Raw genomic sequence first — 15,632 nt, forward strand, 5'->3', positions numbered from 1 at the left:
GTGCCCACAGAAGGATTGGACTATGACTCGCAGAATTACCACCACCGCTCGCACTCTGGCGCTGTCAGCATTGACGACGCTGGTGCTTTCTTCGTCGGCGTTCGCCAAGATCGAAGAAGGCAAACTGGTTATCTGGATCAACGGCGATAAAGGCTATAACGGCCTGGCTGAAGTCGGCAAAAAATTTGAAAAAGACACCGGCATCAAGGTCACCATTGAGCATCCGGACAAGCTGGAAGAAAAGTACCCGCAGGTCGCCGCCACCGGTGACGGCCCGGATATCATCTTCTGGGCGCACGATCGTTTTGGCGGTTACGCGCAGTCCGGTCTGCTGGCAGAAATCCATCCGTCCAAGGCCTTCCAGGACAAAATCTATCCCTTCACCTGGGACGCAGTACGCTACGACGGCAAGCTGATTGGCTACCCGGTGGCGGTGGAAGCGCTGTCGCTGATTTACAACAAGGATCTGATCAAGGAAGCGCCAAAAACCTGGGAAGAGATCCCGGCGCTGGACAAAACGCTACGCGCCCAGGGTAAGAGCGCCATCATGTGGAACCTGCAGGAACCGTACTTTACCTGGCCAATTATTGCCGCCGACGGCGGTTATGCCTTCAAGATGGAAAACGGCAAATATGACGTCAAGAACGTCGGCGTGGCCAACACCGGTTCGCAAGCCGGTCTGCAATTTATCGTCGACCTGGTGAAAAACAAGCACATCAATGCCGATACCGACTACTCCATTGCCGAAGCCGCATTCAACAAGGGCCAGACGGCGATGACCATCAACGGCCCGTGGGCGTGGACCAATATCGACAAGAGCAACATCAACTACGGCGTAGCACTGCTGCCCAGCTTCAATGGCAAGCCGTCCAAAGCCTTCGTTGGCGTGCTGACTGCCGGCATCAATGCTGCCAGTCCGAACAAGGAACTGGCGACCGAGTTTCTGGAAAACTACCTGTTAACCGATCAGGGTCTGGCTGACGTCAACAAGGATAAACCGCTGGGCGCCGTGGCGCTGAAGTCGTTCCAGGCGCAGTTGGAAAAGGATCCGAAGATAGCCGCCACCATGCAGAACTCGCAGAATGGCGAAATCATGCCGAATATCCCGCAAATGAGCGCCTTCTGGTATGCGATGCGCAGCGCGGTGATTAACGCCGTCAGCGGTCGTCAAACGGTTAAGGCCGCGCTGGACGATGCGCAAACCCGCATCACCAAGTAATGTCGTTGTGCGGGATTAACCTCCCCAACTAATTGGCGTTACACCGCGACGACAAGTACGCCTATCCCCGGCAGCATAGCGAGCTATCTGACCGGGGTAAGCGGACACAGCCAACCAAGGTGTAGCGTCAAGAATGAAGGGGACGAGCGCCCCGCCGTTGCTGCAGAGAAAGGAACGCCCTATGCAATTAGCTCACGCCGGTTCGCCTGCGCGAAAAAAATCGAAGTGGTGGCAGAGTGAGGTAGTGAAATGGCTGTGTATCGGCCTGCTCAGCCTGATGACCTGCTATCTGATTGTGTTGATGTATGCACAGGGTGAATATCTGTTCGCCATTATGACGCTGATCCTGATCAGCGCCGGGCTGTACGTCTTCGCCAACCGTCGCGCCTATGCCTGGCGCTACGTATATCCGGGCGTTGCGGGTATGGGGCTGTTTGTGCTGTTCCCGCTGATTTGCACCATTGCCATCGCCTTCACCAACTACAGCAGTACCAATCAGCTGACGTTTGAACGTGCCCAGTCGGTATTGATGCAACGCCAGTTCCAGACCGGCAAGACCTTTACCTTCAGTCTGTATGCCGCAGCCAACCAGCAATGGCAGTTGCAATTGACTCATCCGGACAGCGGTGAACGGCTGATGTCAGAGCCGTTCAGCCTTGACGCCAATATGGCGGAACCGGTGAAATTAACCGCGGCCGCCGGCGAGCCCACCACCGAACGCGCCACGCTGCGCGTCATTACCCAACATCGTCAGGCCCTGAGCCACCTGGTAGCGCAGCTGCCGGACGGCGGTGAACTGCGCATGAGCTCACTGCGCCAGTTTGCCGGCACCAGCCCGCTGTATCACGTCGCCGACGACGGTAAAACGCTGACCAACAACCAAACCCAGGTGCAGTATCGGCCAAATCAGGAGATCGGTTTTTACCAGGCGGTGAACGCCGACGGCAGTTGGGCAAAGGAAACCCTCAGCCCGGGCTATACCGTTACCACCGGCTGGAAGAATTTCCTGCGCGTATTGCAGGATGAAGGTATCAAAAAACCGTTTATCTCGATTTTTGTCTGGACCATCGTGTTTTCGGTGTTGACGGTTTTCCTGACCGTTGCCGTCGGCATGGTGCTGGCCTGTGTGGTGCAGTGGGAAGCGCTGAAAGGCAAAGCGGTTTACCGCGTGTTGCTGATCCTGCCGTACGCGGTGCCGTCGTTCATATCGATCCTGATTTTCAAGGGGCTGTTCAACCAGAGCTTCGGCGAAATCAACCTGATGCTCAGCGCGCTGTTTGGCATCAAACCGGCCTGGTTCAGCGATCCGCTCACCGCCAAGAGTATGATTATCATCGTCAATACCTGGCTGGGCTACCCATACATGATGATCCTGTGCATGGGCCTGCTGAAAGCCATTCCGGACGACCTGTATGAAGCGTCGGCGATGGACGGCGCCAGCCCGTTGCAGAATTTCTTCCGTATCACCTTACCGTTGCTGATCAAGCCGCTGACACCGTTGATGATCGCCAGTTTTGCCTTTAACTTTAACAACTTCGTACTGATCCAGCTGTTGACCAATGGCGGACCGGACATGATTGGCACCACCACCCCGGCCGGCTACACCGACCTGCTGGTCAGTTATACCTATCGCATCGCCTTTGAGGGCGGCGGCGGCCAAGACTTCGGCCTGGCGGCGGCGATCGCCACGCTGATCTTCCTGTTGGTCGGCGCGTTGGCGATTTTGAATCTGAAAGCCAGCAAGATGAACTTCGACTAGGAGAAAAAAATGGCGATGGTTCAACCCAAGTCTCAACGCATACGCCTGTTGCTGACTCACCTACTGATGCTGTGCTTTATCGCACTGATCATGTTCCCGCTGCTGATGGTGATCGCCATCTCGCTGCGCTCCGGCAACTTTGCCACCGGCAGCCTGATCCCCGAGGAGATCTCGTTCGAACACTGGCGGCTGGCGCTCGGCCTCAGCGTCACCCACGCTGACGGCAGCGTGACGCCGCCGCCGTTCCCGGTGCTGCTGTGGCTGTGGAACTCGATTAAAGTGGCGGTGATTACCGCCATCGGCATTGTCACGCTGTCCACTACCTGTGCCTATGCCTTCGCGCGCATGCGTTTTCGCGGCAAAAGCACCCTGCTGAAAAGCATGCTGATTTTCCAGATGTTCCCGGCGGTGCTGTCGCTGGTAGCGCTGTACGCGCTGTTCGATCGGCTGGGGCAATATCTGCCGTTCATTGGTCTCAATACCCACGGCGGGGTGATCTTCGCCTATATGGGCGGCATCGCGCTGCACGTCTGGACCATCAAGGGTTATTTCGAAACCATCGACAACTCGCTGGAGGAGGCCGCCGCGCTGGACGGCGCCAGCCCGTGGCAGGCGTTCCGCCTGGTGCTGTTGCCGCTGTCGGTGCCGATTCTGGCGGTGGTGTTCATTCTGTCGTTTATCGCCGCCATCACCGAAGTGCCGGTGGCGTCATTGCTGCTGCGCGACGTCAACAGCTACACGCTGGCGGTCGGCATGCAACAGTATCTTAACCCGCAGAACTATTTGTGGGGGGACTTTGCCGCCGCAGCGGTGCTGTCGGCAATCCCAATCACCGCCGTCTTCCTGCTGGCACAGCGCTGGTTGGTGGGCGGCCTGACCGCCGGCGGGGTCAAAGGGTAATTTATGCCACTGCGATATGCTTGATGTATTTCTAAGCCTGTGTCTTCGGCGGCCCGCTGGGCCGCCTTTTTTATCTCTGCTATTCGCGTTTCAGCCGATCGCTATTGGCCAGGAACAGCGTCACCACTAATAACAATATCGCCCCTGAATAAATCAGCGTATCGAATGGGTTTTTATGATCCACTATGATCAGACGAATGATGGCCGTGATGCCGATATAAATGAAATAACGTAGCGGGAAGTGGTAACCCGATTCAAAGTACTTCACGATCAAGGCGATAAACTCAAAATACAAAAAGTAGATCACAATCCCTTCGATCAGCAGGTACGAAGAGGACTCCTCACTATTGATAAACAATACTTTTGCCAGGTGAATGGTTTCTTTCACCAAGAACACCACCAGGATCGCCGCCAACAGCAATAAACCGACGTTGAGCACCCGTTGCAATCCTTTGGCGATAGTTATCGAACGCGATGTCTTTGCCATGTTATAATTCCCTTGTTTTTCAAAAAAATACGTTATTTCTATCCGATTGGAGTAATGAACAATTACCGTCCAATTATCGGAAATTCCTTATAAAGCATCGCATAACACTTAGGTTATGATTATGCTCGGTGGTATGTTTGTTGCAATTAGCAATTCAAACTATCATTGTGCGTAAATTATTTACATAAAACACAAACTTCAAAGGAATCCTTCCTATGCGCGCTAAACTCAATGGATTGGTCGCTGCTGGCCTGTTTTCCTGTGCGTTAACCGGCCATGCCAGCGGCCTGGTTACCCCTGATAACGACCTGCGTAACGACCTTGCCTGGTTATCCGATCGCGGCGTAATTAACGTCAGCCTGTCGACCTGGCCACTGAGTCAAGAAGAGATCAGCTCGGTGATTTCGCAGGCCAAGCCGGTCACCAACACCGAGAAAAACGTGATTGAACGCGTTCAGCGTCGCGTAGGTGAACTGAAATCCAACATTCGTATCACCGGCTATGCCTCGACCGACAAGCCCGGCACCCCGCAGGGCTTTGGCCAAAACGAATATGCCGACGATCGTCTGACCGTTGGCGTCGGCGGCAGCGGCGACTACTGGGATGTCCGTCTGCAAGGCTCGGTCGAAGGCGATCAGCGCGTGGGCGACAGCTCCAAATTCAACCTGCAAGGCTCCTACGGCGCGATCAAGGTATGGAACCAGTGGCTCTCCTTTGGCGAAGTATCGCAATGGTGGGGTCCGGGTTATGACGGCAGCCTGATTCGTTCCGACGCGGCCCGCCCGGTAACCGGCTTTATGATGCAGCGAGCCGATCAATCACCGTTTGAAACGCCGTGGCTGTCGTGGATTGGCCGCTGGCAGTACCAGCTGACCGCCGGCCAGCTGTCGCAATACAGCGCGGTGCCGGACACCAAACTGATTGGCGGCCGCTTCACCATGATGCCGACCGACTTCCTCGAACTGGGTGCATCGCGCATCATGATGTGGGGTGGCGACGGCCGTCCGCAAAGCTGGAGCTCATTCTGGGATGCAGTTGCCGGCAACGACAATACCGGCGACCCGAAAAACGATCCAGGCAACCAGTTGGGTGGCTTTGACTTCAAGCTGAAGCTGCAACCGCTGGTTGGCCTGCCTGTCAGCTTCTATGGCCAGATCACCGGCGAAGATGAAGCCGGCATGCTGCCCTCGCACAATGCCTATCTGTTGGGTCTGGAAGGCCACCCAGAGTGGGGCCCTACCACCATCAACTGGCATATCGAAGGCAGTGATACCCGTTCGAACGGCAACGCCAACAACGTGATGTATAACCACTACATTTACCGCGGCGGTTACTACCAGCAGGGTTATCCGCTGGGTCACGCCATGGGCGGCGACGGTCAGATGCTGTCCGGCCGGGTAGAAATGGTACTGGATGATGGCCAACGCTGGAGCACCCGACTGGTCTACGCCAAGGTCAACCCGAACAACCAGAGCATCAACCAGGCCTTCCCACGCTCTGATACCCTCAAAGGCATCCAACTGGGTTGGGGCTACAACTTCGATTCTCAGGTCAAGTTCGACACCAGCCTGTGGTATACCGATAATAACCACAGCACCGCCGACGACGTTGGCGCGGGCATCAGCCTTGAAGTGCCAATCAACCTGTAACGGTTAACGCGGGCACGCATACAGCCAGTCGGATGACATGTCGACTGGCTTTTTTGTGCCTTGCCGTCGAATATCTGCCCTATCTCGCCGCAATGCCCCACCGCCTGCCCGATTCTACGCTATCTTTTAATTTTGTTATCAAGAGGGACAGAACAAGATGAAAGCAGCCGTTGTCAATCAGGATCATTCGATCGCTATCGTCGACAAAAAGCTCCGCCCGCTGCAACACGGCGAAGCCTTGCTCAGTATGGAATGCTGCGGGGTATGCCATACCGATCTGCATGTCAAAAACGGTGATTTCGGCGATAAAACCGGGGTTATTCTGGGGCATGAAGGCATTGGTATCGTCAAGTCTGTCGGTCCGGGCGTCAGCTCGTTGCGGGTCGGCGATCGTGCCAGCGTCGCCTGGTTTTATCAGGGCTGCGGGCACTGCGAATATTGTAACTCCGGCAACGAAACCCTGTGTCGCGAGGTGAAAAATGCCGGTTACACCGTCGACGGCGGCATGGCGGAAGAGTGCATAGTGGTAGCTGACTATGCGGTGAAAGTGCCGGATGGCCTCGATTCGGCGGCGGCCAGCAGCATTACCTGCGCCGGCGTCACTACCTATAAGGCAGTGAAAGTGTCTGGCGTGGCGCCTGGACAGTGGATCGCCATTTACGGCCTGGGCGGGCTGGGCAATCTGGCGCTGCAATATGCTAAAAACGTGTTTAACGCCAAAGTGATCGCCATCGACGTCAATGATGAACAGCTGAAATTTGCCAGCGAAATGGGTGCCGATCGGGTGATCAACTCATCGAAAGAGGACGCGGCGAAGATTATTCAGACCGAAATGGCCGGCGCACACGCCGCGGTGGTGACCGCCGTCGCCAAAGTCGCGTTTAACTCCGCGGTGGACGCCATGCGCGCCGGTGGCCGCATCGTGGCCGTTGGCCTGCCACCGGAATCCATGAGTCTGAATATCCCACGGCTGGTGCTGGACGGCATTCAGGTTGTCGGCTCGCTGGTCGGCACGCGTGAAGATCTGAAGGAAGCCTTCCAGTTCGCCGCCGAGGGCAAAGTGGTACCGGCGGTAACCAAGCGCCCGGTAGAAGACATCAATGATATCTTCCATGAAATGGAGCACGGCAAAATCAAAGGCCGCATGGTGATTGATTTCACATCACGCTGAAGCCGATCGACGGCAATAAAAAAACCCGCGCTGCGGGTTTTTTATTGTTTCGGTGTGGGCGCACGGTTATGCCCCCAGCCCCTGGATTAACGCCATGCTTTAAAGCGATTGATCAGCGCGTTGGTCGAACTATCGTGGCTGGTAACCGGTTCTGCGCCTGCCAGTTCTGGCAAAATGCGATTAGCCAGCTGTTTGCCCAATTCCACGCCCCACTGGTCGAAGGTGAAAATGTTCAAAATGGCGCCTTGGGTGAAGATTTTGTGCTCATAGAGCGCAATCAGACTGCCCAGACTGAACGGGGTGATTTCACGCAGCAGGATCGAGTTGGTCGGGCGGTTGCCTTCGAACACCTTGAACGGCGCCACGTGTTTGATCTGTTCCGGCTTTTTGCCCTGTGCAGCAAACTCTTCTTCTACCACGTCAAGCGATTTGCCAAACGCCAGCGCTTCGGTCTGCGCAAAGAAGTTGGACAGCAGCTTGGCATGATGGTCGCTCAGCGGGTTATGGCTGATGGCCGGTGCAATAAAGTCGCAAGGAACCAGTTTGGTGCCCTGGTGAATCAGCTGATAGAACGCGTGCTGGCCGTTGGTACCCGGCTCGCCCCAGATAATCGGGCCGGTCTGGTAATCCACCGGATTGCCGTTGCGATCGACATATTTGCCGTTGGATTCCATATTGCCCTGCTGGAAATACGCGGCAAAGCGGTGCATGTATTGGTCATACGGCAGAATCGCTTCGGTTTCGGCACCGAAGAAATTGTTGTACCAGATACCGATCAACGCCAGCAGTACCGGCAGGTTCTGCTCGGCCGGCGTTTCTGCGAAGTGCTTGTCCATCGCATGGGCGCCGCTCAGCAGCTGTTCGAAATTGTCGAAGCCCAGCGACAGCGCGATTGACAGGCCGATCGCCGACCACAGGGAATAACGACCACCGACCCAGTCCCAGAATTCGAACATGTTGGTGGTATCAATGCCGAATTCCGCCACCGCCTGGCCGTTGGTAGACAGCGCGGCGAAATGCTTGGCCACGTGCTTCTGGTCGCCGGCGAACGTCAGGAACCAATCACGCGCGCTATGGGCATTGGTCATGGTTTCCTGGGTAGTGAAGGTTTTGGAGGCCACCAGGAACAGCGTGGTTTCCGGGCTCAGCGGTTTGAGCGTTTCGGCGATGTGCGTGCCGTCAACGTTGGACACAAAGTGCATGTTGAGGTGGTTCTTGTACGGGCGCAGCGCTTCGGTCACCATATACGGGCCGAGATCGGAGCCGCCGATACCGATATTCACCACGTCGGTAATCGCCTTGCCGGTGTAGCCTTTCCACTCGCCGCCGATCACCCGATCGCAGAACTGTTTCATCTTCGCCAGGACCGCATTGACCTCCGGCATCACGTCTTTACCGTCAACGATGATCGGCGTGTTACTGCGGTTGCGCAGAGCAACGTGCAGCACCGCTCGGTCTTCGGTGCGGTTAATCTTCTCGCCGGCGAACATGGATTTGATGGCGCTTTGCAAATCCGTTTCCTTCGCCAGTGCCTGCAGTTTTTCCAGCGTTTCCGCGGTGATGCGGTTTTTGGAATAGTCCACCAGCATCTGATCGTCAAAGGTGGCGGAAAACGTGGAGAAACGCTCGCTATCCTGCGCAAACAGATCGGCGATCTGTACGTCTTTCATTTGTTCAAAATGTTGCTGCAGGGCTTGCCAAGCAGCGGTTTGACTAGGATTGATATTTTTCATAGCAACGCTCTTATGCTTGAGAATGAATGTGACGTGATGTCCCGATTGTAGCCTGTTCGACTGTGATTACGATCTCTTTTCTTGCGATAGGCGTTAACTGTCAAAACGCCGCACGCGCTTTTTACTTTTTAACAACAAACTCCCTATACTTCAGCTAACAGCGGATAGCGCTGGGTTGTCAAACTGTCAGCGGAATGTGGCAGAATTGACGGTTGGTGGTCGTTTTTAGGAAAGGGAACCCGTTATGGAATTATCTGCCCCGTTGATGCTGGTGGTGATTGGTTTGAGCTCGTTACTGGCGCAATGGCTCGCCTGGCTATTGCGCCTGCCGGCCATTCTGCCGCTGTTACTGTTTGGGATTGTACTGGGGCCGGTGATGCACACGGTGCAGCCGGACGTGCTGTTCGGTGACCTGCTGTTCCCGCTGGTGTCGCTGTCGGTGGCGATCATCTTGTTTGAAGGCGCGTTGACGCTGCGGGTAGACGAAATCCGTGGCCTGGGCGGCGTGGTACGCAACCTGGTGACCATCGGCATGCTGGTCACCTTTTTGGTTATCAGCGTCGCCTGCTGGTGGCTGCTGGACTTTCCGCCGGAACTGGCGGCGCTGATCGGCGCGGTAACGGTAGTAACCGGCCCGACGGTGATCGCCCCGCTGATGCGCGTGGTGCGGCCAAACGCCAACATCAACCAGGTGCTGCGCTGGGAAGGGATCGTCATCGATCCGGTCGGTGCAATTTTCACATTGCTGGTGTTTGAGTTTATCTCTCTGCAACAGCACGCCGAATCCTATACCCATCTGTTCTGGACGCTGGGCACCACTGCCGCTGTCGGACTGATCGCCGGTGCGCTGTTCGGCTATCTGCTTGGCGTGGCGTTGCGCCGCGTCTGGCTACCGCGCTACCTGCAAAACCTGGCGGTGCTGGCGATCATGCTCACCGCCTTTGGCCTGTCCAACGCCATCGCCGACGAATCCGGGTTGCTAACGGTCACGGTGATGGGCATCTGGCTGGCCAATATGCGCGACGTCGATACCAGCGATATTCTGGCGTTCAAGGAAGAGCTGTCGGCCATCCTGATTTCCGCGCTGTTTATCATTCTGGCGGCGCGGCTGGATATCAACGCGTTGTGGAGCATGGGCTGGCCACTGCTGATCCTGCTGCTGGTGGTGCAGTTTATCGCCCGCCCGCTGTGCATCGCGGTATCGACCTGGCGTTCGACCCTGCACTGGCGCGACCGTCTGCTGCTGTGCTGGATTGCGCCGCGCGGCATTGTGGCGGCAGCGGTCAGTTCGCTGTTTGCGCTGACCCTGCAACGCAGCGGCTACCAAGGCGCCGATCGGCTGGTGACGGTGGTATTTGCCATTATTATCGGTACCGTGGTGCTGCAAAGCCTGACCAGCGGCATGATGGCGCGCTGGCTGCGGGTTCAGCAGCAAAAGCCGCGCGGAGTGCTGATCGTCGGCGCCAACAGCGTCGCACGAACGCTGGCACAGGCGCTGATGAAAATGAACATTCCGGTGATGGTGACCGACAGCAGTTGGGAATATTACCGCCAGGCGCGCATGGAAGGCATCCCGGCCTATTATGGCCATGCCTATTCCGAACACGCCGAAAACACCCTCGATCTGAGCGATACCGCACAGGTGTTGGCGCTATCGCCCAACCGGCATCAAAACGCGCTGGCGGTGTATCACTTTGGCCATCTGTTTGGCGAAGACCAGGTGTTCGCCATTCGCTCCGGCGCACCGCTCAAGGGACGCAACAACAGTTCGGAAAGCTCGCGCTTTCGCCGCCATGAAATCCTGTTCAATCAGGAAGCCACCTATGGCCGTTTAAGCAGCCTGATCGCCAAGGGCAGCACCATCAAGGCCACCAAGCTCAACGAGAACTTTGGCTGGTTGGAATATCTCGAGAAAAATCGAGGCGTTATCCCGCTATTTTGCCAACGGGATGACGGCAGTTTGCAGCCGATCGGCGCCGGTTCAACGCCGTCAATGCCCTGTACGCTGATTGCGCTGGTACAAGATGAAAATCCCTCAGCGTCAGACCGTTGACAGCAGCGGTTAAACCGGCTATTCCTAACAGCCTACTTGCGCACCCGATGCGCAAGCCAGAAGAGGCGCGTCACCCAGGTAGAGTGTCAGAGGAGCCGTTTTCCACAGACGGCACTGGAGGGGGAGTGACGCCGAGATACGCTGCATCGCGGCATGCGGTATATCGACTACAGGGGCTGAATCCCTTGGGTTGTCACCATGGTCGCCCTGTTCGGGGCGGTCAACAAGGTGGGGCGCTTCTGGGTGTATCGTAGCATTAACCTCTACGCCTGCTCCCTGTTTACCGCTCTTCCCTTGTGCCAAGGCTCTGGAATTACCCTGCCGTACGAAACGGCAAACAAACCCTGACACGAGGTTTTTTACATGAATCAAGCAGCACCCCAATCCTCCACCGTGGTGGCAAAATTCGGCGGCACCAGCGTCGCTGATTTTGAGGCCATGAACCGTAGCGCCGATGTGGTGCTGAGCAACCCTGCCGTTCGGCTGGTGGTGCTTTCCGCTTCTGCGGGCGTGACCAATCTGTTGGTGGCATTGGCTGAAGGTAGCGAAGCCGACAAACGCTCATGGCAGCTCGACGAAATTCGCCGCATTCAATACGCTATTCTCGACCGTCTCGACAACCCGACGGTGATCCGCGAAGAAATCGACCGCATGCTGGAAAATATCGCCATGCTGTCAGAAGCGGCGGCGCTGGCTACGTCAACGGCATTGACCGATGAGCTGGTCAGCCACGGCGAACTGATGTCCACCCTGCTGTTTGTCGAAATCCTGCGCCAACGTCAGGTTGCGGCGGAGTGGTTCGACGTTCGCAAGGTGATGCACACCGACGACCATTTCGGCCGCGCCACCCCGGACAGTGCGGTACTGAAGGAGCTGGCACAGACGCTGCTTCAGCCACGTCTGCAACAGGCGCTGGTCATTACCCAGGGTTTTATCGGCAGCGAACCCAAGGGACGTACTACCACGCTCGGCCGCGGCGGCAGCGACTATACCGCCGCACTGCTGGGCGAAGCGCTGAATGCCAGCCAGGTCGATATCTGGACCGACGTACCGGGCATCTACACCACCGACCCACGCGTGGTGCCGTCAGCCAAGCGCATCGATGAAATCACCTTTGAAGAAGCCGCAGAAATGGCGACCTTCGGCGCCAAAGTGCTGCACCCGGCGACCCTGCTGCCGGCGGTGCGCAGTGATATTCCGGTGTTTGTCGGCTCCAGCAAGGATCCGGCGGCCGGTGGCACCATGGTGTGCAATACCACCGACAATCCACCGCTGTTCCGCGCGCTGGCGCTGCGCCGCAAGCAAACCCTGCTGACGCTACACAGCCTGAACATGCTGCACGCACGCGGTTTTCTGGCGGAGGTGTTCAACATTCTGGCGCGCCATAATATTTCCGTCGATCTGATCACCACCTCGGAAGTCAGCGTGGCCCTGACCATGGACACCACCGGTTCGACCTCCACCAGCGGCAGTCTGCTGACCACCTCGTTGCTCACCGAGCTGTCGTCGCTGTGCCGAGTCGAAGTGGAAGAGAACCTGGCGCTGATCGCCTTAATCGGCAACAAGCTGTCCCAGGCCTGCGGCGTGGGCAAGGAAGTGTTTGGCGTGCTGGATCCGTTCAATATTCGCATGATCTGCTACGGCGCCAGCAGCTATAACCTGTGCTTCCTGGTTCCGGGCAACGACGCCGAGCAGGTTGTGCGCACCCTGCACCATAATCTGTTCGAATAATCTCTTTTACCTCATTGCGGGCGCAGCATCGCTGCGCCTCTACATCTAACAATCAGTCCATAAACGTAGGGGTTCAACCGAACCTGCAAAAACACAACCATACCCCCGTTCCACTTTGGCAAAGGAAATCAACCATGCTGGCACTTTTCACTCGTTTGTTCCCCTTGTGGGCGGTGGCGCTTTCCGTCGCCGCCTACTTCACGCCAACCACCTTTACCGGCATCGGCCCCTATATCAGCACGTTGCTGATGCTGATCATGTTCGCCATGGGCGTTACGCTGCGGCTGGACGATTTCAAGCGCGTGCTGTCACGCCCTGCGCCGGTGGCGGCGGGCATTTTTCTGCATTATCTGATTATGCCGCTGGCGGCCTGGCTGCTGGCGATGCTGTTCCATATGCCGCCGGATCTGTCCGCCGGCATGGTGCTGGTGGGCAGCGTAGCCAGCGGTACCGCATCCAACGTGATGATTTATCTGGCGAAGGGTGACGTAGCGCTGTCAGTGACCATTTCAGCGGTATCGACGTTGGTCGGCGTGTTTGCCACCCCGCTGTTGACGCGGCTGTACGTCGATGCCGAAATCAGCGTTGACGTGTTCGGCATGCTGCTCAGCATTCTGAAGATCGTGGTGATCCCCATCGGTCTGGGGCTGATCGTCCACCACCTGTTCAGCAAAACCGTCAAACGCGTTGAGCCACTCTTGCCGGCGCTGTCGGTGGTGTGCATCCTGGCCATCATCAGCGCGGTGGTCGCCGGTAGCCAGGGGCATATCGCTTCGGTCGGCCTGGTGGTGATTATCGCGGTGATCCTGCATAACGGCATTGGTCTGCTGTCGGGCTACTGGGGCGGTAAGCTGTTTGGCTTTGACGAATCCACCTGCCGTACGCTGGCCATTGAAGTCGGCATGCAGAACTCCGGGTTGGCGGCGACGCTGGGCAAGATTTACTTTTCACCGCTGGCGGCATTGCCAGGCGCGCTGTTCTCGGTCTGGCACAACCTGTCCGGCTCGTTGCTGGCGGGCTATTGGTCCGGACGACCGATTAGCAAGCAAAAAAAATAAACGCTTGCCGGGCGCGTTCGCGCCCGGCCCATTACAGCGTGCTCGGGGTATCTTCCCAATCGCGCTCGTCATCGCGCTGGTCCTGATCCAGCACGTTATACGCCACCGCGCAAAACAGCGAGTTCAGACGTTTCATATCCCCCAACAGGCCGAGATGCAGCGAGCTGGTTTCCATGCTTTGCACGTTCTGCTGATGCAGGCGATCGACGTGTGCATGGGCGTAACGCCGGTCAAGAATGCGGAAACGGTGTTTGGAACGGCGTAACCGCTTGGCACTGGTCAAATCGCTGGACAGAAACACCGACAGGCTCAGCCGCAGGTTGGTCACCAGTCGTTCGTGCAAAGCATCCAGTTCGGTCAGCCCTTCGGGAGAAAATGCCCGCCGTGCCGCATGCGACTTGGCCGCCACATCGCCGGTCATACGTTCAATGATGTCGCCGGCCTGCTCCAGGTTAAGCGCCATTTCGATGATCTCCGCCCAGCGGCGTGAATCTTCTTCGCCCAGATCTTCTTTCTGGATCTGCGCCAGATACAGTTTGATCGCGGTGTACAATACGTCTACATCGTCGTCCAGACGGCGTACTTCCTTGTCCTGCCCCAGTTTGCCGTGCAGCACTTCGTGATGCAATATCAGCATATGCTCCACCACGTCGCCCATGCGCAGCGTTTCCCGCGCCGCATTGGCCAACGCCAGCGACGGCGTATCCAGCGCGCTGGGATCCAGATGCCGCGGCCGCAGGCGCGGATCGTCTTCGGGGGCATCGGCAATCAGCATCTGGCACAGACGTGCCATCGGAGCCGCCAGAGGGATGAAGATCAGACAGCGGATCAGGTTGTAAAATACGTGGAAATAAATCACCAGCTCTTCACCCTGCCCCGGTAATTTTTCCATCGCATCTGCCAGATAAGACACAAACGGCAACACCAGCGCACTGCCTAACAGCTTGAACAGCAGACTGCCCAGCGCCACGCGGCGGCCGGCAGCGTTCTGCCCGCTGGTATTGATGGTTGCCAGCAACCCACTGCCCAGGTTGGCGCCGATCACCAGACACAGCGCCACTTTCAGGGAAATCACGCCGGAGGCGGTCAGGGTGGCGGTCAGCAGCACCGCCGCCAGGCTGGAGTAACTGATGATGGCGAACAGCGCGCCGGTTAGCGCATCGAGCATCACGTCGCCGGTCAGTGATGAAAACAGCACTTTGACGCCGGCGGCCTGGGTAATTGGCGTCGCCGCAGCGACAATCAGCTCCAACGCCAGCACGATCAGGCCAAGACCAATTGATACTCGCCCCATCTGGCCGGCACGCGTTTGCTTGCGACTGAGGAAGAAAATAACGCCGACGAAAATCAGCAGCGGCGAAAGCCAGGAAAGATCGAAGGTCAGTACCCGCGCCATCAGCGCGGTACCCACGTCGGCGCCGAGCATGATCACCAGCGCGGGCGCCAGCCCCACCAGCCCCTGCGCGACAAACGAAGTGACCAGCAGCGCGGTGGCATTACTGCTTTGCACCAGCGCGGTCACACCAATGCCGGAGGCAAACGCCAGCGGTTTTTTCTCGACGCTGTTGCTCAGTACGCGGCGCAAATTGGCGCCGTAAACCCGCATGATGCCGGTGCGGACAATGTGGGTACCCCACACCAGCAGCGCAACGGCAGAAAGCAGGTGAAGAAGGGTCAGCACGGAAGGAACGCTCCATTAACGCCCGGCATGCTGGCTATCCTGCCTGCCGGGCGTGAAAAGAGCAGGACAGCAGTTACGGGCACCGACCGCCGCAAGGGGCGAAAAACCCGCCATTCGGCCCGGCATTGTCATGCAACTGCCCGTAATGTAACACTTTCCAAGTGTAGCCCAATTTCACTGCTCTCCGTAGG

General features: G+C 57.3%; 11 protein-coding genes and 1 riboswitch. Of the genes, 8 read left to right on the plus strand and 3 right to left on the minus strand.

The genetic code is table 11. The features are described from left to right. The first annotated feature begins 22 nt into the window (after positions 1–22). The 3 genes from malE to malG all read left to right on the plus strand — a co-directional run bounded on the left by malE (position 23) and on the right by malG (position 3,878). The gene (gene malE / locus AC2AXP_RS12295) at positions 23–1,219 is read left to right on the plus strand and encodes a maltose/maltodextrin ABC transporter substrate-binding protein MalE (protein WP_004957845.1); all 1,197 of its coding nucleotides are present in this window, start codon (positions 23–25) and stop codon (positions 1,217–1,219) included. Between the two features lie 181 nt (positions 1,220–1,400). Beyond that, positions 1,401–2,978 (plus strand): maltose ABC transporter permease MalF, encoded by a 1,578-nt coding sequence (malF, locus tag AC2AXP_RS12300; protein ID WP_198773860.1) that lies wholly within the window; start codon positions 1,401–1,403, stop codon positions 2,976–2,978. A 9-nt stretch (positions 2,979–2,987) separates the two neighbouring features. After that, on the plus strand, positions 2,988–3,878 hold the full coding sequence (gene malG / locus AC2AXP_RS12305; RefSeq protein WP_004957842.1) for a maltose ABC transporter permease MalG: 891 nt from the start codon (positions 2,988–2,990) through the stop codon (positions 3,876–3,878). A gap of 79 nt (positions 3,879–3,957) precedes the next feature. Here malG and psiE read toward each other — a convergent pair whose 3' ends face one another. Beyond that, positions 3,958–4,365 (minus strand): phosphate-starvation-inducible protein PsiE, encoded by a 408-nt coding sequence (gene psiE / locus AC2AXP_RS12310; RefSeq protein ID WP_004957839.1) that lies wholly within the window; start codon positions 4,363–4,365, stop codon positions 3,958–3,960. A 215-nt stretch (positions 4,366–4,580) separates the two neighbouring features. Here psiE and AC2AXP_RS12315 point away from each other — a divergent pair, with 215 nt between their 5' ends. Further along, complete coding sequence (locus tag AC2AXP_RS12315; RefSeq protein WP_004957837.1) at positions 4,581–6,014, plus strand: capsule assembly Wzi family protein; 1,434 nt, start codon at positions 4,581–4,583, stop codon at positions 6,012–6,014. Positions 6,015–6,171: 157 nt separating this feature from the next. Continuing rightward, entirely contained in the window at positions 6,172–7,185 is a 1,014-nt protein-coding gene (gene adhP, locus AC2AXP_RS12320; RefSeq protein ID WP_039991585.1) for an alcohol dehydrogenase AdhP, read from the plus strand. Positions 7,186–7,271: 86 nt separating this feature from the next. On the opposite strand, the gene pgi is transcribed toward adhP, so the two are convergent. Beyond that, positions 7,272–8,918 carry a glucose-6-phosphate isomerase gene (gene pgi, locus AC2AXP_RS12325; RefSeq protein WP_198773859.1) on the minus strand — a complete coding sequence of 549 codons (1,647 nt, stop codon included), beginning with the start codon at positions 8,916–8,918 and terminating at the stop codon, positions 7,272–7,274. Between the two features lie 244 nt (positions 8,919–9,162). On the opposite strand from pgi, the gene AC2AXP_RS12330 reads away from it, so the two are divergent. The 3 genes from AC2AXP_RS12330 (at position 9,163) to panS (ending at position 13,760) form a co-directional block, all read left to right on the plus strand. After that, positions 9,163–10,971 (plus strand): cation:proton antiporter, encoded by a 1,809-nt coding sequence (locus AC2AXP_RS12330; protein WP_004957831.1) that lies wholly within the window; start codon positions 9,163–9,165, stop codon positions 10,969–10,971. 52 nt (positions 10,972–11,023) lie between these two features. Next, positions 11,024–11,218, plus strand: a riboswitch (Lysine riboswitch). A gap of 116 nt (positions 11,219–11,334) precedes the next feature. Further along, on the plus strand, positions 11,335–12,702 hold the full coding sequence (gene lysC, locus AC2AXP_RS12335; protein WP_004957828.1) for a lysine-sensitive aspartokinase 3: 1,368 nt from the start codon (positions 11,335–11,337) through the stop codon (positions 12,700–12,702). Positions 12,703–12,836: 134 nt separating this feature from the next. Beyond that, a complete protein-coding gene (gene panS, locus AC2AXP_RS12340) occupies positions 12,837–13,760 on the plus strand; it encodes a ketopantoate/pantoate/pantothenate transporter PanS (RefSeq protein WP_088499808.1) in 924 nt (307 codons plus the stop codon). Positions 13,761–13,791: 31 nt separating this feature from the next. On the opposite strand, the gene AC2AXP_RS12345 is transcribed toward panS, so the two are convergent. Continuing rightward, positions 13,792–15,441 (minus strand): Na/Pi cotransporter family protein, encoded by a 1,650-nt coding sequence (locus tag AC2AXP_RS12345; RefSeq protein WP_004957826.1) that lies wholly within the window; start codon positions 15,439–15,441, stop codon positions 13,792–13,794. Positions 15,442–15,632 lie beyond the last annotated feature (191 nt).

This window comes from Serratia sp. Sp408 (assembly GCF_057180665.1).

What these genes read in the sequence shown, in the direction of transcription:
- malF (WP_198773860.1), top strand. Translation starts at nt 1,401, where the DNA reads ATGCAATTAGCTCACGCCGGTTCGCCTGCGCGAAAAAAATCGAAGTGG.
- lysC (WP_004957828.1), top strand. Translation starts at nt 11,335, where the DNA reads ATGAATCAAGCAGCACCCCAATCCTCCACCGTGGTGGCAAAATTCGGC.
- AC2AXP_RS12330 (WP_004957831.1), top strand. Translation starts at nt 9,163, where the DNA reads ATGGAATTATCTGCCCCGTTGATGCTGGTGGTGATTGGTTTGAGCTCG.
- panS (WP_088499808.1), top strand. Translation starts at nt 12,837, where the DNA reads ATGCTGGCACTTTTCACTCGTTTGTTCCCCTTGTGGGCGGTGGCGCTT.
- adhP (WP_039991585.1), top strand. Translation starts at nt 6,172, where the DNA reads ATGAAAGCAGCCGTTGTCAATCAGGATCATTCGATCGCTATCGTCGAC.
- pgi (WP_198773859.1), bottom strand. Translation starts at nt 8,918, where the DNA reads ATGAAAAATATCAATCCTAGTCAAACCGCTGCTTGGCAAGCCCTGCAG.
- malE (WP_004957845.1), top strand. Translation starts at nt 23, where the DNA reads ATGACTCGCAGAATTACCACCACCGCTCGCACTCTGGCGCTGTCAGCA.
- psiE (WP_004957839.1), bottom strand. Translation starts at nt 4,365, where the DNA reads ATGGCAAAGACATCGCGTTCGATAACTATCGCCAAAGGATTGCAACGG.
- malG (WP_004957842.1), top strand. Translation starts at nt 2,988, where the DNA reads ATGGCGATGGTTCAACCCAAGTCTCAACGCATACGCCTGTTGCTGACT.
- AC2AXP_RS12315 (WP_004957837.1), top strand. Translation starts at nt 4,581, where the DNA reads ATGCGCGCTAAACTCAATGGATTGGTCGCTGCTGGCCTGTTTTCCTGT.